General features: G+C 44.0%; 13 protein-coding genes, 3 tRNA genes and 3 rRNA genes. 6 read left to right on the forward strand and 13 right to left on the reverse strand.

Features of this window, described 5'->3' with window-relative positions; genetic code table 11:
* Positions 1 to 44 precede the first annotated feature (44 nt).
* Entirely contained in the window at positions 45 to 2,573 is a 2,529-nt protein-coding gene (locus tag OCV39_RS13990) for a class I adenylate cyclase (RefSeq protein WP_261888646.1), read from the reverse strand.
* Between the two features lie 347 nt (positions 2,574 to 2,920).
* Between OCV39_RS13990 and hemC the strand changes: the two genes are divergently transcribed.
* The 5 genes from hemC to OCV39_RS14015 all read left to right on the forward strand — a co-directional run bounded on the left by hemC (position 2,921) and on the right by OCV39_RS14015 (position 7,464).
* Entirely contained in the window at positions 2,921 to 3,859 is a 939-nt protein-coding gene (hemC, locus tag OCV39_RS13995) for a hydroxymethylbilane synthase (protein WP_261888647.1), read from the forward strand.
* 2 nt (positions 3,860 to 3,861) lie between these two features.
* The gene (locus OCV39_RS14000; protein WP_017052857.1) at positions 3,862 to 4,590 is read left to right on the forward strand and encodes a uroporphyrinogen-III synthase; all 729 of its coding nucleotides are present in this window, start codon (positions 3,862 to 3,864) and stop codon (positions 4,588 to 4,590) included.
* A 17-nt stretch (positions 4,591 to 4,607) separates the two neighbouring features.
* Positions 4,608 to 5,825 (forward strand): uroporphyrinogen-III C-methyltransferase, encoded by a 1,218-nt coding sequence (locus OCV39_RS14005; protein ID WP_136995770.1) that lies wholly within the window; start codon positions 4,608 to 4,610, stop codon positions 5,823 to 5,825.
* On the forward strand, positions 5,825 to 7,006 hold the full coding sequence (locus tag OCV39_RS14010; RefSeq protein WP_261888648.1) for a heme biosynthesis protein HemY: 1,182 nt from the start codon (positions 5,825 to 5,827) through the stop codon (positions 7,004 to 7,006). The genes OCV39_RS14005 and OCV39_RS14010 overlap by 1 nt, the downstream gene beginning before the upstream one ends.
* 128 nt (positions 7,007 to 7,134) lie before the next feature.
* The gene (locus OCV39_RS14015; protein WP_171757347.1) at positions 7,135 to 7,464 is read left to right on the forward strand and encodes a c-type cytochrome; all 330 of its coding nucleotides are present in this window, start codon (positions 7,135 to 7,137) and stop codon (positions 7,462 to 7,464) included.
* 208 nt (positions 7,465 to 7,672) lie between these two features.
* On the opposite strand, the gene OCV39_RS14020 is transcribed toward OCV39_RS14015, so the two are convergent.
* The 12 genes from OCV39_RS14020 to trxA all read right to left on the reverse strand — a co-directional run bounded on the left by OCV39_RS14020 (position 7,673) and on the right by trxA (position 19,503).
* Positions 7,673 to 7,749 (reverse strand) — tRNA-Asp (locus OCV39_RS14020).
* Between the two features lie 94 nt (positions 7,750 to 7,843).
* Positions 7,844 to 7,959, reverse strand: a 5S ribosomal RNA gene (rrf, locus tag OCV39_RS14025).
* A gap of 119 nt (positions 7,960 to 8,078) precedes the next feature.
* Positions 8,079 to 10,969, reverse strand: a 23S ribosomal RNA gene (locus OCV39_RS14030).
* Positions 10,970 to 11,294: 325 nt separating this feature from the next.
* Positions 11,295 to 11,370, reverse strand: a tRNA-Ala gene (locus OCV39_RS14035).
* 39 nt (positions 11,371 to 11,409) lie between these two features.
* Positions 11,410 to 11,486 (reverse strand) — tRNA-Ile (locus tag OCV39_RS14040).
* A gap of 69 nt (positions 11,487 to 11,555) precedes the next feature.
* A 16S ribosomal RNA gene (locus tag OCV39_RS14045) occupies positions 11,556 to 13,100 on the reverse strand.
* Together the 16S, 23S and 5S rRNA genes with 3 tRNA genes alongside form the textbook arrangement of a ribosomal RNA operon.
* 564 nt (positions 13,101 to 13,664) lie before the next feature.
* On the reverse strand, positions 13,665 to 14,378 hold the full coding sequence (gene fre, locus OCV39_RS14050) for an NAD(P)H-flavin reductase (RefSeq protein ID WP_017051690.1): 714 nt from the start codon (positions 14,376 to 14,378) through the stop codon (positions 13,665 to 13,667).
* A gap of 26 nt (positions 14,379 to 14,404) precedes the next feature.
* Positions 14,405 to 14,674, reverse strand: a complete 270-nt coding sequence (locus OCV39_RS14055) for a 2Fe-2S iron-sulfur cluster-binding protein (RefSeq protein ID WP_017051689.1) — start codon at positions 14,672 to 14,674, stop codon at positions 14,405 to 14,407.
* Positions 14,671 to 16,533, reverse strand: a complete 1,863-nt coding sequence (gene ubiD, locus OCV39_RS14060; RefSeq protein WP_261888649.1) for a 4-hydroxy-3-polyprenylbenzoate decarboxylase — start codon at positions 16,531 to 16,533, stop codon at positions 14,671 to 14,673. Before ubiD ends, OCV39_RS14055 begins: the two co-directional genes overlap by 4 nt.
* A 78-nt stretch (positions 16,534 to 16,611) precedes the next feature.
* Positions 16,612 to 17,607 (reverse strand): hypothetical protein, encoded by a 996-nt coding sequence (locus tag OCV39_RS14065; protein ID WP_261888650.1) that lies wholly within the window; start codon positions 17,605 to 17,607, stop codon positions 16,612 to 16,614.
* Positions 17,608 to 17,717: 110 nt separating this feature from the next.
* Positions 17,718 to 18,977, reverse strand: coding sequence for a transcription termination factor Rho (gene rho / locus OCV39_RS14070; RefSeq protein ID WP_029203263.1), 1,260 nt, complete (start codon positions 18,975 to 18,977; stop codon positions 17,718 to 17,720).
* Between the two features lie 199 nt (positions 18,978 to 19,176).
* On the reverse strand, positions 19,177 to 19,503 hold the full coding sequence (gene trxA / locus OCV39_RS14075) for a thioredoxin TrxA (protein WP_017051685.1): 327 nt from the start codon (positions 19,501 to 19,503) through the stop codon (positions 19,177 to 19,179).
* Positions 19,504 to 19,614: 111 nt separating this feature from the next.
* Between trxA and rhlB the strand changes: the two genes are divergently transcribed.
* Positions 19,615 to 20,919, forward strand: coding sequence for an ATP-dependent RNA helicase RhlB (gene rhlB, locus OCV39_RS14080; RefSeq protein ID WP_113796995.1), 1,305 nt, complete (start codon positions 19,615 to 19,617; stop codon positions 20,917 to 20,919).

A 20,919-nucleotide genomic window follows, 5' to 3' on the forward strand; every position in this document is an offset into this window, starting at 1 on the left:
AAGGAGTGAATCATCACTCCTTTTTCATACCCAAAAGCTGAAACCTAAGCATTCACCGCTTTAGAGGGTTTAGAGTGCGGTGATGAATCATTACGATAAGGCACGACGTAAGCTTCTCCATCTTCCGGATGTACGATTTGGTAGTACTGCGGTAAGTTGAAGTTAATGTATTTCGACGAAACTTGGTTCTCATCTTTAACCGAGGTATAGAAGCTGTTTACGCTTGCGATCATTTCATCTTTTTCACCATTATACTGGTGATACACTTCCACTTGGTTCGCTTCATCTAATACATAGATATTGAAACCTTGATCTGTATCTTCAAAGAAAAACTGAATCAAACCTTCACTCGCAAAGCCATCCACTACTCGTGGTAATTGGAACTCCTGATCACGATCCAACATCAACAGCGGTGAGCCTTTCAGCTTATTGGTCGAAATGCTGCGATAGAAATCGACGGAATTTTCGAGTTTTTGTACCGATACGCCACGGCGTTCAAAAAACAGGCCATACATTTGATCAGCCAGACGAATCGCTTTAAAACGGCGACGTTTCTCTTGCTCTACGGGTTTAAGGCGCAAATCAATACATTCAGCCAAAAGCTGATACACCATATTACGCATCACACCGCGCAAATTCTTGCTGTAGCAGAACACATCAACGGATTCAGGGGGAATCGCATCTTGGTGCATTTTTCCGAGTACCGTTTTCAATGCATCTAGCATGGCGGTTTCACCCTTAAAATGCAGGGTTCTGACTTCGTGCCATGAATTTCGATACACCAAATCCACACTGCCCACTAAGCTTTTTGCTTCAGGCCCGAAACTAAAAATATCGATATTTTTCAAATCAACCTTAAGAGACTTACCACTTAATTCAGCAGTCGGATCATCTTCAAAGTTAATATACATCGCCAGTTGGCTAATTTCACACGGGCTCGCTAACGCTTGCATACTTGGGCGACGCTTACGAAGCGAGAAGGTATTTCTCAAGTCGCTGACCATCTGGTAAAACTTATCAATATCAATATGCGCGTCACGAACAACCGAATGCAAACGGGTCGACTCCGTGATCAAGCCATTAAAAAATGACCACGCAACTAGCTTGCTTAAGTATTCATGATGCTCTAACGCTGGTTGACCTATAATTCGATGAGCGATCAACGGCTGTTTATATAGATACCAACCGGCTTTATTACTGCGCCCTTCTCGAACTTCAATAAAGCTAAGATCTTCTTCATGTAAATCTGGCGAGATCTGTGGATTAAGTAAGGTGACTTTTCCTGGAAGCACTTCAAAAGCGGCATACAGTTTTCGAGCTAATATGCTGATATCTTGCGGACTAATCGCAGACGTTATGCCATTACGACGAGCAAATTGGATCAGGTTTCGATAACTCAACATCAAAGCATCTAGTAATGAATGATGTACAATTTGAACGAGCTCAACCTTCCAATTACGGCGTGAATCTAATTCTTCAATAACCGACTCATTCCAATCCCATTTTTGGATCATGTCACTGAGCGCTTCACGACGCCAAGCTACCGATCCCATACTAGGCTCTCGGGACAACTTCTCATGGGTTTTTAAGTAGAAACAACGTCGAACTAAGTCCAAGCGAGTCGTATCATTGATACGAACCAAGTAACGAGTCACTTTCTCAAGCATCAAGTAATACGCATCCATGCCATAGAGATCGGGTTCATGGGCGAAAAAACGACGCTTTGTATCAATACTTAATAACTGAGTGTGAGGGTACTCCCACGAATAGGCTTCAAGCAAAATGGCTTTCAATACGGATTTGTATGGCGAATCGATACTTTTGTATAACTGCCATAAGTTTGAGCCAAAATACTCTTCTGCTGGAATATGGTTCAATTGGCCAAAATCAATCCAGTCAGAACAATCAATGTAACCTTGGTCACACAAGCCTTGCACATATTCGTCGTAGCACTCTTCCATTTCTGGAGGCACAATTTGCCACAGCAATCGCTGGCCCGCCAAGCGCACAGCCGAACGATAGAATTCATCAAGCAAAAGTAAATGCTGAGAAGACCCGCAGTTATCTCCGGTCATCTCCTCAGAATGGTTACTTCTGAAACGCTCTTCATTCATTAAAAAGAAGTTCGCTTCAACACCATAACCTTTCGCCCAATCAGTGATTAGTAAACATTTATTACTCAGATTCTCTTTATCATCACTACTCATTTGTGGTGATACACATACCCAAATATCTAAATCACTTGATGTACTTTGCCCAATAGATGAAGTACTGCCCATGGTATACAAGCCCAATATCGCAGGCTTTTCTGCTGTATTAAGCTCTTGGGAAATAGTTAGTTGGGTATCTTCAATAAACTGCGATTGAATATCATTAAGTTCAAAATTATGGATACCAAAAGGCACTTGTTGATCGAAGTAACCAGGGATCACAGGGTGATTAAAATGAAATAGGGTAGGAATGAGATGGAACACTCGCTGACTGGCTAAATCCATGAGAGCTAACGCACGATCAATGCGCTGTTGATTAAGGTTATCTAATCTTTGGATTAACGTTTGAGTGTAAGCCTGCAAGGTGTTTCCTTGGTTTGAGTATAAACGCACGTTTTGTTTATGTTTTATTCTAAAGCGACAACAAAACGTGATCAATTTAACACTTTTATCCTGAATGGTAAAGAATTTGCAATTTCATATCTCAGCGAACAAAGAGATAAAAACTGACAAACGCTTGAGCGCCGATAGTGTCCACTCTAATGCTCTTCACTAATAATAGTCCATCTATCAAATGAGAACTTTGTCACACTATTTTGGCTAATTATTCATATTCAATCACCGAATTATCACAGACTCGATCTAACAGTAATACTTTCGATATTTGAATGGTACGATTACCCCATTAATAGATAAGTATCGGAACTCAAATGACAAACTCTTCCCCTATCCGCATTGCGACTCGCAAAAGCCCTCTAGCACTATGGCAAGCATACTTTGTTAAAGCCGAACTTGAAGCGGCCCATCCAGGTATAGAAGTCGAATTGGTTACCATGGTAACTAAAGGTGACATCATTCTTGATACACCACTTGCAAAGGTTGGCGGCAAAGGTTTGTTCGTAAAAGAGCTTGAAGTCGCGATGCTAGAAGGCCGTGCTGATCTGGCTGTTCACTCAATGAAAGATGTGCCAGTCGATTTTCCTGAAGGCTTAGGCTTAGTGACGATTTGTGAACGTGAAGACCCACGTGATGCCTTTGTTTCAAATACTTATGATTGCATTGAAGACTTACCTCAAGGTGCAACCGTTGGGACTTGTAGCTTACGCCGTCAATGTCAATTGAAAGAGCAGCGTCCTGATTTAATCATCAAAGAGTTGCGCGGTAATGTTGGAACTCGCTTAGGCAAACTCGATGCTGGTAATTATGATGCTATTGTACTTGCGGCTGCGGGGCTAAAGCGCCTTGAACTTGAAGAACGCATTCGCAGCTTTATCGAACCGGAACAATCATTGCCTGCTGTTGGCCAAGGTGCTGTTGGTATTGAATGTCGCCTAGATGACGAACGCGTTATTTCACTACTTAGTGCATTAAATCACAAAGACACAGCCGATCGCGTTCTATGTGAGCGAGCGATGAACCTCACCTTAGAAGGTGGCTGCCAAGTTCCTATTGGCAGTTACTCTTTACTCGATGGCGATGATATTTGGCTACGTGCGCTTGTTGGCGAACCAGACGGTTCAAAAATTGTACGTGGTGAAATTAAAGGCCATAGAGAAGACGCGGAAACTCTAGGTGTGACTTTAGCCAACCAACTTTTAGAAGATGGTGCGCGTGAAATTCTAGAAAAACTTTACTCTGAACACGATTAATCATGACTGTGTTGGTCACTAGACCCGATCAACAAGGGCGAGAACTTTGCCAGCAATTGGTGGGGGTGGGGATTCCTGCAATCCACCATCCGCTCATTAATATTGTCGCAAACCCTAATGGAAACAATTTAGCTCACCAACTTGCGGAATGTGACATCTTAATAGCCATAAGCCAACACGCTGTAAATTTCGCCCAGCAATTGCTCTCAAATGCTTCTTCAAACTGGCCTGCGGGTATTATTTACCTTGGCGTTGGTCAAAAAACAGCACACTATTTAAGCAAACTATCGAAACAAAAAGTAAACTATCCGCTTGTAGGGGATAGTGAGCACTTGTTGGAAATACCAGAACTACAAGATGTTGATGGAAAAAGAATTTTAATTTTACGCGGTAATGGTGGCCGTGAGTTAATTTATCAACGCTTAGTTCAACGCCAAGCAAAGGTTGAATATTGTGAAACCTACTGCAGAGAATTTATCTCATTTTCTGCAGAATCAGCATTCCCTTATTGGCAACAACATGACGTTACTCGCATTGTGATAACAAGTAGTGAACAACTCGCGTTTCTTGTCTCTCAAACACCACCAATTTATCAGACTTGGCTGTTTAACCTTCAACTGCTCGTTCCAAGTCAACGTATTGTAGAAACAGCAATAAATTTAGGCTTTATAAACGCGCTGAACGTAGGTAGCGCATCAAATTCAGATTTACTGGCTACTCTCCAGCCATAGCACAACAGGATATAAGTATGACAAGTAAAAAAAACAATCAGCATATTGAACCTGAAGATAAGAACGAAAAAAACCACCCCGTAGTTGACGAAACTTCTGTTGAAGCCGAAAGCCTTACGCCTGAAGCCAAGCAAGAAGAGCAAAGCATGCCTCCTCAACCTGAGAAAGAAAATGCGCCAGCACAACCTGCTGAATTTGTAGAAAAACAAGGAAAACGCGGCGTCAAACTCGGTACTGTTGCGATTATTTTATCCATTATTTTTGGTGGCGGATTAACATTCCAAATGCAGCAAAAAGATGCCGAGTACCAACAACAAATCTCAGCATTAAAAGATCAGCTAGGACAAGCTCAAACATCAATGCAGAGTGAGCTTAATAACGTTAAAAATGAAACCATCGAGAAAGCGACGGTTGCGAGCCATAAAGCTGAAGTCATTTTAGGTCAACAACAAAAAAGCATTGAAAGCCTTCAACTTGCGATTGCCGATGTTAAAGGCCGCCGACCAAATGATTGGTTGCTAGCAGAAGCCGATTACCTAGTAAAACTTGCAGGCCGTAAATTATTCCTAGAACAGGACGTGGTAAGTGCAACTAAGCTAATGGAAAGTGCGGATCAGCGCATAGCGGCATTGAATGATCCAAGCCTTGTCCCTCTGCGTCAAGCAATGGCTAACGACATCACCAAATTAAGAACCATTCCACTCATTGATAGAGATGGTCTCGTTCTACGCTTAACAAGCCTTCAACAGCAAGTGAATAAACTTCCATTAGCCAATGCAATTCTTCCTGACGCACCTCAAGAAGTTAAAAAAGAAGTATCTCAAGATATCAATGATTGGCAGACTAACTTAACGACCTCACTCAAAGCATTCTCCGAGCAGTTTATTACCTTCCGAACTCGTGATGGTAATGTCATCCCTCTTCTCTCTCCTGAGCAGCACTTCTATTTAAGAGAGAACATTAAAGCCAAATTAGAAACAGCAATCAAAGCTGTTTATGTTGACCAACAAGAGATATACACCACGGCTTTATCGGTCGCGAATGATTGGTCTCAAGCTTTCTTCAATCAAGATGATAATGCCGTAAAAGAGTTCAATAAGAGTTTGAATCAGCTAAGTAAGCAGAATGTTCAGGTTGAATACCCAGTGAAACTGCAAACACAAAATGTTCTATCCGATGTAATAACCGATCGTCTGCGCCGTGAAGTGACAACCATCATTACGGAGGAGAAATAATGATACGTTGGATTTTTCTTTTCATTATCCTTGGGGCTGGACTATTCGTCGGAACCCAATTTTCAGGACAGCAGGGTTACGTACTGATCTCTATCGCTGAAAAAACCATAGAGATGAGTGTCACTACATTAGTGCTAATGATTATTGCACTGCTTGCTATCTTATTTGGCTTAGAGTTCCTATTTAAAAAAGCATTGTACGCAAGCTCAACAACATGGAACTGGTTTAGCGTCCGTAAGTTGAAGCGTTCTCGCCGCTATACCAACGAAGGCATCATAAAATTGCTAGAAGGTGATTGGAAAGGGGCTGAGAAAAAAGTCACTCGCTGGGCAAACCACCACGATATGCCTTTACTCTGCTATTTAGTCGCATCTGAAGCAGCACAAGGCATGGGCGATAAAGAGAAGCGTGATAACTATTTAGCGTTAGCAAGTAAAGAAGAAAACTCTCACCTTGCTGTTGAGCTAACTAAGGCGAAGCAATCGGTACGCGATAGTGAATTTGATAAAGCATTCGATATCTTGTCATCACTTAAATCAAGTTACCCAAATAACAGCATTGTATTGAACCTACTGAAAACCACCTACATGGAATTAAGCCTATGGCAACCACTATTGGATTTGCTGCCTAAACTTGTTAAAGCTAAGCAAATCGATAGTGAAGAGCACGCGAGCTTAACTCAAACGGCGCAGTGCGGTTTATTAACAGAGGTTGCTCAACAACAAGGAAGTGAAGGCTTAATTAGCCATTGGGACTCCCTACCTCGCAAAGTAAAGCAGAGCCAACATCTAACTCATTGCTTTGTTAAACAGCTTATTGCAAGAAAAGCTGATTCTGAAGCCTATACGGTTGTCAAAGAAGCTCTGAAAAAGAACCCAAGCCCTGAGCTTTTTACCCTATTGCCTGAAATGAATCTTCCTGATGCATATCCTGCGACGATCCTATTGGAAAAAACATTGAATAAGGACAGTAGCAATGCGGAAGCGCACAGTGCTCTAGCTCAATTCTACTTACGAGATCAAAAGTGGAAAGAAGCACAAGACCACTTTGAAAAAGCACTAGAGTTACGTGCAAGCGTGTCTGACTACAGTTATCTTTCTGACGCGCTAGAGAAGCAAAACTTAACGAAAGCAGCCCATGAGGTGTCTCGTAAAGCTCTAGAGCTAATGAATCCCGCTTAAAATATCATTAGCCATTATCGTGATTAAGCCGATGTTTATCATCGGCTTTTTTGAACATTTCATTCAGTCTTCATTCATCAAACATAGCATACACTATAGGTAATCCAATTATACAGAAGGCCTAGCTTATGCTAAAGATCACTGCCATTTTACTAATTGCAACTATCAGTACTGGTGCTTATGCCGACAACATTAATATCAGCGCAGGTGAGAGTACTTACAAAACCCTATGTGTTTCTTGCCATGGTGAATTAGGTCATGGCGACGGCCTAGCTGGAAAGGCTTTATCAGAGCAACCCTCAAATATTTACGAAGGTCTAAACTCGTGGTTTGAGCCTGAGTATGAACTTATCGATACTGTGCTAAACGGTAATGAAGGCATGCCGGCCTGGAGAAGTGTATTGGAAGAAAAAGATGTAAAGAATATCTTTGCATACATCCAAAAGATCAACGGATAACCAATCGCATAACATCTCGAGCTCGTCGAGGTAGGATGTCTTAGTGTTTCAAATGCATTCTAGGTCTAGATTGATCCACTTTGGCTTTTGTATTAGCGACACATGTAGTATCACCTATACCGTCTATATAAGCATAAAGACTATAATTTTGTCTAAGTTACAGACGTAAAAAAGCCCTAATCTTTCGATTAGGGCTTTTTAAAATAAGTGGCGGAGTGGACGGGACTCGAACCCGCGACCCCCGGCGTGACAGGCCGGTATTCTAACCAACTGAACTACCACTCCGCAGTGGTATCTTTTACTAAATAAAGTCTTATGGTTAGATTGCTTTATCTAGTTTTGCCTTTAGATTTTTCAAAATCTAAAAACAAGTAAACAAGCCTGGCGATGTCCTACTCTCACATGGGGAAGCCCCACACTACCATCGGCGCTACTGCGTTTCACTTCTGAGTTCGGCATGGGATCAGGTGGGTCCGCAACGCTATGGTCGCCAAGCAAATTCTTTCTTCTCTGATTTTCTTTCAGAAAAGTAATCTGGAAAGCTGTTTTTGTTCTCTAAACTCATTCAAGTTTGTCTGTATATATCGAGTCCATCAAAACCCCTTGGGTGTTGTATGGTTAAGCCTCACGGGCAATTAGTACAGGTTAGCTCAATGCCTCGCAGCACTTACACACCCTGCCTATCAACGTTCTAGTCTTGAACAACCCTTTAGGGCACTTAAAGTGCCAGGGAAGACTCATCTCAGGGCTCGCTTCGCGCTTAGATGCTTTCAGCGCTTATCGATTCCGAACTTAGCTACCGGGCAATGCCACTGGCGTGACAACCCGAACACCAGAGGTTCGTCCACTCCGGTCCTCTCGTACTAGGAGCAGCCCCCTTCAATCTTCCAACGCCCACGGCAGATAGGGACCGAACTGTCTCACGACGTTCTAAACCCAGCTCGCGTACCACTTTAAATGGCGAACAGCCATACCCTTGGGACCGACTTCAGCCCCAGGATGTGATGAGCCGACATCGAGGTGCCAAACACCGCCGTCGATATGAACTCTTGGGCGGTATCAGCCTGTTATCCCCGGAGTACCTTTTATCCGTTGAGCGATGGCCCTTCCATTCAGAACCACCGGATCACTATGACCTACTTTCGTACCTGCTCGAATTGTCATTCTCGCAGTCAAGCGGGCTTATGCCATTGCACTAACCACACGATGTCCAACCGTGTTTAGCCCACCTTCGTGCTCCTCCGTTACTCTTTGGGAGGAGACCGCCCCAGTCAAACTACCCACCAGGCACTGTCCGCAATCCCGATAAGGGACCTACGTTAGAACATCAAGCATACAAGGGTGGTATTTCAAGGTTGACTCCACCGCATCTGGCGACGCGGTTTCAAAGTCTCCCACCTATCCTACACATGTAGGGTCAATGTTCAGTGCCAAGCTGTAGTAAAGGTTCACGGGGTCTTTCCGTCTAGCCGCGGGTACACTGCATCTTCACAGCGATTTCAATTTCACTGAGTCTCGGGTGGAGACAGCGTGGCCATCATTACGCCATTCGTGCAGGTCGGAACTTACCCGACAAGGAATTTCGCTACCTTAGGACCGTTATAGTTACGGCCGCCGTTTACCGGGGCTTCGATCAAGAGCTTCGACCGAAGTCTAACCCCATCAATTAACCTTCCGGCACCGGGCAGGCGTCACACCGTATACGTCATCTTACGATTTTGCACAGTGCTGTGTTTTTAATAAACAGTTGCAGCCACCTGGTATCTGCGACTCCTAGTAGCTCCATCCGCAAGGGACTTCACCGCCAAGAGCGTACCTTCTCCCGAAGTTACGGTACCATTTTGCCTAGTTCCTTCACCCGAGTTCTCTCAAGCGCCTTGGTATTCTCTACCCGACCACCTGTGTCGGTTTGGGGTACGATTTCTTATAATCTGAAGCTTAGAGGCTTTTCCTGGAAGTATGGCATCAATGACTTCACACCCGTAGGTGCTCGACATCGTGTCTCAGCCTAACAAGAGTCCGGATTTACCTAAACTCTTAGCCTACGCACTTGAACCTGGACAACCGTCGCCAGGCCCACCTAGCCTTCTCCGTCCCCCCATCGCAATTATAAGAAGTACGGGAATATTAACCCGTTTCCCATCGACTACGCTTTTCAGCCTCGCCTTAGGGGTCGACTTACCCTGCCCCGATTAACGTTGGACAGGAACCCTTGGTCTTCCGGCGTGGGAGTTTTTCACTCCCATTATCGTTACTCATGTCAGCATTCGCACTTCTGATACGTCCAGCAGCCCTTACGAACCACCTTCAACCGCTTACAGAACGCTCCCCTACCCCACACACCTAAGTGTGCAGCCGCAGCTTCGGTTTATTACTTAGCCCCGTTACATCTTCCGCGCAGGCCGACTCGACCAGTGAGCTATTACGCTTTCTTTAAATGATGGCTGCTTCTAAGCCAACATCCTGGCTGTCTGAGCCTTCCCACATCGTTTCCCACTTAGTAATAATTTGGGACCTTAGCTGGCGGTCTGGGTTGTTTCCCTCTTCACGACGGACGTTAGCACCCGCCGTGTGTCTCCCGGATAGTACTTACTGGTATTCGGAGTTTGCAAAGGGTTGGTAAGTCGGGATGACCCCCTAGCCTTAACAGTGCTCTACCCCCAGTAGTATTCGTCCGAGGCTCTACCTAAATAGATTTCGGGGAGAACCAGCTATCTCCGAGTTTGATTGGCCTTTCACCCCTAGCCACAAGTCATCCGCTAATTTTTCAACATTAGTCGGTTCGGTCCTCCAGTTGATGTTACTCAACCTTCAACCTGCCCATGGCTAGATCACTCGGTTTCGGGTCTATATCCAGAGACTGTGTCGCCCAGTTAAGACTCGGTTTCCCTACGGCTCCCCTAAACGGTTAACCTTGCCACTGAATATAAGTCGCTGACCCATTATACAAAAGGTACGCAGTCACACCACGAAGGTGCTCCTACTGCTTGTACGTACACGGTTTCAGGTTCTATTTCACTCCCCTCACAGGGGTTCTTTTCGCCTTTCCCTCACGGTACTGGTTCACTATCGGTCAGTCAGTAGTATTTAGCCTTGGAGGATGGTCCCCCCATATTCAGACAGGATATCACGTGTCCCGCCCTACTCGATTTCACTGATTATGATGCGTCGGTTACGGGGCTATCACCCTTTGCTGCGACACTTTCCAGAGTCTTCACCTGCATCATTAAAAGCTTAAGGGCTAATCCAATTTCGCTCGCCGCTACTTTCGGAATCTCGGTTGATTTCTCTTCCTTCGGGTACTTAGATGTTTCAGTTCCCCGAGTTCGCCTCGTTACGCTATGTATTCACGTAACGATACTAGCTTATGCTAGTGGGTTTCCCCATTCGGAAATCCCAGACTCAAAAGACTTTTACTGTCTAATCTGGGCTTATCGCAAGTTAATACGTCCTTCATCGCCTCTGACTGCCAAGGCATCCACCGTGTACGCTTAGTCACTTAACCATACAACCCGAAAGGGTCTTGTGTATGGCAACTAACCAAGGTTTTTGGTTGTCATTAAGAAGGGTTAATTCTCAATGACTGTTTGCCGGACTCAATAATGGAACAATGTAAACATTATTCCGAATACAAGACACTTGAATGTGTTTGTGTGTTTATCAATAAAGATAAACATTGAGAACTTTTAAATTTGATTTGAGTTACTCGTAAGTAATCAAATCAGTCAGCTTTCCAAATTGTTAAAGAGCTTGATTTCTAAACATAAAGCTTTCGAAACCATTTTTAAAAACACTTAATTCTTCATATTTCAAAGAAGTGTGCTTAAAGATGGTGGAGCTATGCGGGATCGAACCGCAGACCTCCTGCGTGCAAGGCAGGCGCTCTCCCAGCTGAGCTATAGCCCCATCTGTGTTTGTCGATATTGTTCCAAACCTAAAAAGGATTGGTGGGTCTGAGTGGACTTGAACCACCGACCTCCCGCTTATCAGGCGAGCGCTCTAACCAGCTGAGCTACAGACCCAATATCGTCTCTTTTACTTTTTAAACCTAATCAATCTGTGTGGGTACTCATCGTGAAAATCTTCGTATATAAGGAGGTGATCCAGCCCCAGGTTCCCCTAGGGCTACCTTGTTACGACTTCACCCCAGTCATGAACCACAAAGTGGTGAGCGTCCTCCCCGAAAGGTTAAACTACCCACTTCTTTTGCAGCCCACTCCCATGGTGTGACGGGCGGTGTGTACAAGGCCCGGGAACGTATTCACCGTAGCATTCTGATCTACGATTACTAGCGATTCCGACTTCATGGAGTCGAGTTGCAGACTCCAATCCGGACTACGACGCACTTTTTGGGATTCGCTCACTATCGCTAGCTTGCTGCCCTCTGTATGCGCCATTGTAGCACGTGTGTAGCCCTACTCGTAAGGGCCATGATGACTTGACGTCGTCCCCACCTTCCTCCGGTTTATCACCGGCAGTCTCCCTGGAGTTCCCGACATTACTCGCTGGCAAACAAGGATAAGGGTTGCGCTCGTTGCGGGACTTAACCCAACATTTCACAACACGAGCTGACGACAGCCATGCAGCACCTGTCTCAGAGTTCCCGAAGGCACACCTGCGTCTCCGCTGGCTTCTCTGGATGTCAAGAGTAGGTAAGGTTCTTCGCGTTGCATCGAATTAAACCACATGCTCCACCGCTTGTGCGGGCCCCCGTCAATTCATTTGAGTTTTAATCTTGCGACCGTACTCCCCAGGCGGTCTACTTAACGCGTTAGCTCCGAAAGCCACGGCTCAAGGCCACAACCTCCAAGTAGACATCGTTTACGGCGTGGACTACCAGGGTATCTAATCCTGTTTGCTCCCCACGCTTTCGCATCTGAGTGTCAGTATCTGTCCAGGGGGCCGCCTTCGCCACTGGTATTCCTTCAGATCTCTACGCATTTCACCGCTACACCTGAAATTCTACCCCCCTCTACAGTACTCTAGTCCGCCAGTTTCAAATGCAGTTCCGAGGTTGAGCCCCGGGCTTTCACATCTGACTTAACGAACCACCTGCATGCGCTTTACGCCCAGTAATTCCGATTAACGCTCGCACCCTCCGTATTACCGCGGCTGCTGGCACGGAGTTAGCCGGTGCTTCTTCTGTCGCTAACGTCAAATGATGCTGCTATTAACAACACCACCTTCCTCACGACTGAAAGTACTTTACAACCCGAAGGCCTTCTTCATACACGCGGCATGGCTGCATCAGGCTTGCGCCCATTGTGCAATATTCCCCACTGCTGCCTCCCGTAGGAGTCTGGACCGTGTCTCAGTTCCAGTGTGGCTGATCATCCTCTCAGACCAGCTAGGGATCGTCGCCTTGGTGAGCCATTACCTCACCAACTAGCTAATCCCACCTAGGCATATCCTGACGCGAGAGGCCCGAAGGTCCCCCTCTTTGGCCCGAAGGCATTATGCGGTATTAGCCATCGTTTCCAATGGTTATCCCCCACATCAGGGCAATTTCCTAGGCATTACTCACCCGTCCGCCGCTCGACGCCGAAGTAGCAAGCTACTTCTCGTTTCCGCTCGACTTGCATGTGTTAGGCCTGCCGCCAGCGTTCAATCTGAGCCATGATCAAACTCTTCAATTAAAGTTTTTTGCATCCTAAGATGCGGCTCAATGAATACTGACTTCAAAACTACTATGTAATTTTAAAGCTATTACCATTCCAACAGAATGATAATGAATTGACTGTGCCAAGTTCTAAGAACTTGTATTGGTCACTCAGTTCATTGATATCTTTTGTTTCGACTTAATTTACTTTCGCTTTAAAAAGCGAAAACAAACAGTACGAAACTAGTGATTATCATCAACGAGTGCCCACACAGATTGATAGGTCTAAATTGTTAAAGAGCTTTACTTCAAGTTTTAAGCCTTTCAGCTTTCGTTTGAAGTGGACGGCCATTTTAGCGATATAAGCGATAGTGTCAAACACTTTCTTAATTTATTTCACTTCAAATTTTCGTCTAACCTAACTGCTAATCCCTTATTGAATAAGGTCTCGTTGTTAGGAGTTGCGCATTATAGGCAGAATATCCTCAGACGCAACCCCTTTTCTTACTTAATTGTTTTTTTCAGTTTAATCGCTGTTTAATTCATCAAAATGAAAAGAGAGCGTATAAATACACTCTCTTTTCTTACATATCACTAACAATCAGATAAAAGCGTAAGCATCAGCATACATACGCTCACTCTTTGCCTGTTTGGTTTGAGTGAATAATTCTCGGGCTGCGCCTGCCATTTCAAATCTTCCTGCTATATAGATGTCATAATCTTCAAGAGATTCAAAGTCAGCACTAATGGCTTGTAATACATTTCCTACCTGTCCATCCCACGGTTCAGATGCGTGTTCGACAACAGGTATAAATTGTATGTTTGGGTTTACTTGGGCAATCGCATCTAACTCTTGCTTCGCGTAAAGCTGATTTTCATCTTTAGCGCCCCAATATAGATGTATATTGTTTTGCATATTTTGGCTAATGCAGTGATCAAGAATAGAACGTACATAGCTGAATCCCGTACCACCTGCGATTAACAGCAGTGGGCGATCACTTTCTTCCTTTATCCACGCATCACCATGTGGTGCATCAATAAGAATGTTGCCATCACTTGCTAGCGCCATTTTCATGGCTTCAACAACTTCCAGCGCATAAGCATTATGTTCTGCAGCACCAATGTGCAATTCTAGCTCGCCTTCATGACGGCAAGGACTGCTGGCAATTGAAAAAGGACGCTTATCCTTTTCTCCCATTTCTACCATTAAATATTGTCCCGCTTTAAAAGGGACTGGTGATTCAGGATGCAACAAAATCTGAAAGGTGTTACATGCTAAAGGCTCAATAGACTTTACTTTACATTTAATGGTCATCTTCTTCCTCTGAGCTTACTCTCTACTTAATCTGCAAAGGTAAGTATTAAATTACTTTCTGCAAATGCTTGGCAGGGAAATATCCAACCTTGCTGTTGCTCTTTCTCTGTGAGCATTGGTTCAAGGTCGTAACTTACCAAGCCTTCAATTTTTCGACACATACACATGGCACACGCCCCAACTTGGCAACGGTGAGGGAAATTAATACCTTGGTTGAGCGCCTCTTCCAACACCGTTTTACCATCTCGCACTTCAAACTGAAGATTATCGGGTAACAAGATTACTTGGTAGGTCATAGAATATCTAATTGATTCCAAATCTTATCGATCTTAGCCACAACTTCAGGATCTTTCTTTATTGGTGTACCCCACTCTCGATGAGATTCACTTGCCCATTTGTTTGTTGCGTCTAATCCCATCCGGCTCGATGCCATTATTGTATCGCGAGCAGGATCCATCCGCGTTGTTACCGCCCAAATAATGTCATTCCAATCTTTAGCATCCACATCTTCATCACACACAATTAAGCATTTATTATCAACATACGGCGTAATCAAAGACCATATATCATCCATAATTTTCAGCCCATGTCCTTCATGCTTTTTATTTATGGTCACGATGGCAATTTCTCCACCATCTGAACCTTCAGGAAAGTGAAAATCAATCACCTCAGGAAAGTGATTCAATACCGCTTCAACTTGTTTGTTTTTCTCATGGACAAGATTTTCTACGGCTTGCTGATTATCTGTAACTGAATGAAGCTTATTTCCCATTGCCAGTTCGGCATCCCACTTTATTGTTGCATCAAGTCCCATTTTGGATCCAAGCCCAACTACAGGTGAAGCAAAATCGAGCGAATCTATTGGTGTATTATCAATAAAGGTGTTGTCACGCTTAGGGTCCATATTGACAGAAATGGCTCGACAAACTTCACTCCAATCACGAGCATTCACACTTTCATCGCAAACAATGACAAACTTGGTATACATAAATTGTCGTAAGAATGACCACACCCCCATCATTACCCGCTTGGCATGTCCTGGGTACTGTTTTTTCAGGGTCACAATCGCCATTCTGTACGAGCAACCTTCTGGAGGTAGATAGAAGTCTTCTATTTCAGGAAATTGTTTTTGCAGAATAGGAACAAAAACTTCATTTAAAGCAACGCCAAGCACAGCCGGTTCATCTGGTGGACGCCCTGTATAAGTGCTGTGATAAATCGGTTTCTCACGCATGGTGACGTGAGTGATTGTGAATACTCGGTGCTGTTCAACTTCATTGTAATAGCCAGTATGATCCCCATACGGGCCTTCATCGGCAAATTCGGAAGGATCAATGTAACCTTCCATCACAATTTCAGCGCTGGCTGGTACCTCAAGGTCATTGCTAATAGATTGAACAACTTCAGTTCGACTACCACGGAGTAACCCTGCGAAAGCATATTCAGATAATGTATCAGGAACAGGGGTTACCGCGCCTAATATTGTTGCGGGGTCAGCACCAAATGCAATGGATACTGGAAAGGGCTTCCCAGGATAAGTCTCCATCCAATCTCGTAAATCAAGAGCACCACCTCGGTGAGCTAACCATCGCATGATGATTTTATTTTTTGCGATTTTTTGCTGGCGATAGATCCCAAGATTTTGGCGCTTTTTGTTAGGGCCTTTTGTAATAGTCAGCCCCCATGTCAATAAAGGCGCGACATCACCCGCCCAGCAGCTCATCACTGGTATTTTATCTAAATCAACATCGTCACCTTGCCACACCACTTCCTGACATGCGGCTTTACGAAGCTTCTTCGTTGGCATATTTAAGACTTGTTTGAAAACTGGTAGCTTATCTATTGCATCTTTAAAGCCTTTTGGTGGCTCTGGCTCCTTCAAATACGCCAATAGTTTTCCTACTTCACGTAACTCTTTCACATCTTGACGACCCATTCCGATCGCGACTCGCTCAGGAGTGCCAAACAGGTTGGTCAATACTGGCATCTCATAACCAATGGGGTTTTCAAACAGTAATGCGGGTCCACCAGCTCGTAGGGTTCGATCACTGATTTCAGTCATTTCATAATGTGGGTCAATCGGGTGAGTAATGCGCTTAAGTTTGCCATCTGCTTCAAGATGATCGATAAAGTCGCGTAAATCCTTCAAACTCATAGGCCTTCTAATTTACTGGTTAAACTGCAAGCAGTATATCAAAAAGGAGAGTAGCCCTACCCCCCTTTTTTAGTAAGGCTAATTTGAAAGAACTTTTTGAATCGAAATCACCTTAACTTGCCTATTGCTAGAGACCAACTCACGCAACCAGCTTTGATGACCTTGATTGACTAGCTCTTGTGCCACCATAGAAGCTTCTTCTGCAAGCCCCATGCGGGAGATCAGAAATACTTTTACATTTTCAGGTAAAGGGTGAAGTTGGGTGAGTTTTTCAATCGCTTGCCGCTTAAGGCTTGGGTTTTGAGTCGCATTCATTAATTGCTCAACAGAAAAAGAGTCACCATCATTAGCAAGGCGCTGTAGTTCATATTGGCTATCACTGTCCGCTTTCATGCGCCACAGCATTTTATACACATCAGCATCTCGACTGACCTGAGCTAAGCGAACGACAACAGAGGTAGATGGTAACCAACTAATAACAAGACCTTGCGTTAACTGTTTGGCCAGAGCATCAACCGCTTCAGCAGATAGTCCATCCAACTCTCGAATCAACAGAGCTTCGCGTGCTTTAATTTGGTGTTCACTACCTGATAACCACTCTTGAAGTACCAACTCTTTCTGTTCTGCTTTAATAACAAAAGCCAAGGTGTTTTGATCTTTTTTCCAGTGCTGAAGTAAGCGGTTTGCAATCACGGGGAAATTAAAGGCAGGTACAGTAAACTCATATCCATCACCTCTTTCTAGGATCTGATAGGTTGGTACTAACTGGCTCTGTGATTCAATAAATATAGCCATTCGTGGTGTCAGGCTAATATTTTGATGTTCAATTTTTTGTAATAAGAGATAGCGTGCAACCTCCTGCTGAGGAAGAGCTAAACGTTGGAGTGAAAAGCGAAGAGTCTCGACCTCATCTTGCATCACAAGCAATAGAAGTTCCGATACTTTCGTATTAATTTGCTCATCCTGAAGCCATTGTTGAGCCGTTACTGGTTTCATTTCCGTTGCGTAAGCTCCAGAAGAACCAAACACTAATGACATAGACAGGAGTAGTGACGACAACATTCCTTGTTGCATGTTAACCTCCCTGTAACATTTGCATTCATTTTGCAGGCTAATAACAAGAAATGCAAACAAAAACGCTGCCAATAAAGGCAGCGTTCATAAACGAATATTTTCAATAAAATTTATTGACGACGCATCGCGTCAAAGAATTCATTATTAGTCTTCGTCATAGCAAGCTTATCGATAAGGAATTCCATTGCGTCTGTTTCATTCATTGGATGAACAATCTTACGCAGGATCCACATCTTCTGCAGCTCGTCGGCTTTCGTTAATAGCTCTTCGCGACGAGTACCTGAACGTTTAAAGTCGATAGCAGGGAAAACACGTTTCTCTGCAATTTTACGGTTTAGGTGCAGTTCCATGTTACCTGTCCCCTTAAACTCTTCGTAAATAACTTCATCCATTTTAGAACCCGTATCAACCAATGCGGTTGCGATGATAGTTAAACTACCACCTTCTTCTACGTTACGAGCCGCACCAAAGAAACGCTTAGGACGGTGTAGAGCGTTCGCATCAACACCACCAGTAAGAACTTTACCTGATGAAGGAACAACGGTGTTGTAAGCTCGAGCTAAACGAGTGATAGAGTCCAGCAAAATCACAACATCTTTTTTGTGCTCAACTAGACGTTTCGCTTTTTCAATCACCATTTCGGCCACTTGTACGTGACGAGATGCTGGTTCGTCAAAAGTAGAAGCAACCACTTCACCTTTAACCAAGCGCTGCATTTCCGTTACTTCCTCTGGACGCTCATCGATAAGTAGAACCATCAATTCACATTCAGGGTGGTTGCGAGAAATGCTCTGTGCAATATTTTGCAATAGCATGGTTTTACCCGCTTTTGGCGGAGCAACAATCAAACCACGCTGACCTTTACCAATCGGAGAGGCAAGATCAAGAATTCGAGCGGTAATATCTTCAGTCGCACCATTACCAACTTCCATCACCATACGCTCGTTCGCGTGAAGAGGTGTTAAGTTTTCGAATAAGATTTTATTACGTGCGTTATCAGGCTTGTCGTGGTTAACCATGTTAACTTTCAACAATGCAAAATAGCGCTCGCCATCTTTAGGTGGACGAATTTTTCCAGAGATTGAATCGCCAGTTCTTAAGTTAAAACGGCGAATTTGGCTAGGAGATACGTAAATATCATCTGGTCCAGCAAGGTAGGAGCTGTCTGCGCTACGTAGGAAACCAAAGCCGTCTTGAAGAATTTCCAGAACCCCATCGCCGAATATGTCTTCGCCACCTTTAGCGTGTGCTTTAAGGATGGAGAAGATGATGTCTTGTTTTCTTAGACGAGCTAGGTTTTCAAGGCCTAATGTTTCGCTAAGCTTCACAAGCTCAGACACAGGTCTGTTCTTCAGTTCTGTTAGATTCATTGTAGTTGATACTTGTTTAGTCAAAATAAGATCTGTTTTCTAGTTAAGATGGATTTGGTCTAAGGAGCGACCAAGAGGAGAGATTTGCTCAATTAACGTGCGATAAATTAGCACTAAAAGTTATTTTAGTCTAGTTTTGAAAAAACAAAACCGCGCATTTGTTAAGATGCACGGTTTCTTTTTCAATTATTAACCTATTTTACAGGTTTGCATCTAAAAACTCTTTAAGTTGAGTTTTAGATAATGCACCAACTTTAGTTGCTGCTACGCCGCCATCTTTAAATAAAAGCAACGTTGGAATACCACGGATACCGAATTTAGGTGGAGTACCTGCATTCTGGTCGATATTCAATTTACCGATAGTGAGCTTACCTTCGTACTCTTGAGAAATCTCATCAAGAATAGGCGCAATCATCTTACAAGGACCACACCATTCCGCCCAAAAATCTACAAGTACAGGGCCTGCAGCTTTGATCACATCGTTCTCAAAACCGTCATCAGTTAGCTGCAAAATCTTATCACTCATCTTCCACTCCAATGTTTATTTCTGAACTGGTTGGATGATAACCAGTAAATAGATGCCCTATTGGAATGTATTTACTTTCGTATTGCAAGCTTAAGCTGATATTCTATAGCAATGAAAAAGACACATATCACAGAGCAAAAGTTCGCCGATTTGGATTTACACCCCCAAGTCATTGAAGGATTGGACAAAAAAGGGTTCGAATTTTGTACCCCTATCCAAGCCTTGGCGTTGCCGGTACTGCTCACCGGCCAAGACATTGCAGGCCAGGCCCAAACGGGCACTGGTAAAACCCTTGCGTTTCTTACTGCTACTTTTAACCATTTACTAAAAACAGCTGCGCCTGAAGGACGTAAGCCAAACCAGCCTCGTGCAATAATCATGGCGCCAACTCGTGAGTTAGCGATCCAGATTTATAACGATGCAGAGTCGATCATTGCGACGACTGGTATTAAAGCAGCACTTGCTTACGGTGGCGAAAGCTACGACAAGCAGCTTGCTAAAATTGACGACGGTGTGGATGTATTAATTGGTACAACTGGACGTATTATCGATTTCTACAAGCAAAAAGCGTTTGATCTAAACTGTATTCAAGCTGTTGTTCTTGATGAAGCGGATCGCATGTTCGATCTTGGTTTCATTAAAGACATTCGCTTTTTGTTCCGTCGTATGCCTGAACCTAAAGACCGTTTGAACATGCTTTTCTCTGCAACCTTGTCTTACCGAGTACAAGAACTTGCCTTTGAACACATGCATAACCCTGAACATGTGGTTGTTGAACCGGATCAAAAAACAGGTCATCGAATTCAAGAAGAGTTGTTTTACCCTTCAAATGAACACAAGATGGCTTTACTACAAACGTTAATCGAAGAAGAGTGGCCGGATCGTGCGATTATTTTCGCTAACACTAAATATAAGTGTGATTCAGTTTGGGGACACCTTGCAGCCGATGGACACCGTGTAGGTCTATTAACTGGTGATGTACCACAGAAGAAACGCGAGAAGATTCTTGAAGAGTTCACAAAAGGTCAAGTTGATATCCTCGTTGCAACAGATGTTGCCGCTCGTGGTTTGCATATCCCTCAAGTAACGCATGTATTTAACTTTGATTTACCTGATGATTGTGAAGATTACGTTCACCGTATTGGCCGTACTGGCCGCGCTGGCGAAAGTGGTCATTCAATCAGTTTTGCTTGTGAAGATTACGCCATTAACCTTCCAGCAATCGAAGAATACATTGAGCACGCAATCCCAATGTCGGATTACGATGCATCAGCGTTGATTGAAGATTTACCTGCGCCAATTCGTATGCGCACTCGTAACCCTCAACAGCGTCGTACTAATAATGGTGGTCAACGTTCTGGGAACCGTAATTCTCAACGTCGCCCTCATTCGAACCGCCCTAGAAAGGAAGCTTAA

The sequence above is a fragment of the Vibrio cortegadensis genome (assembly GCF_024347395.1).
GTDB classification, from domain to species: Bacteria; Pseudomonadota; Gammaproteobacteria; order Enterobacterales; family Vibrionaceae; genus Vibrio; species Vibrio cortegadensis.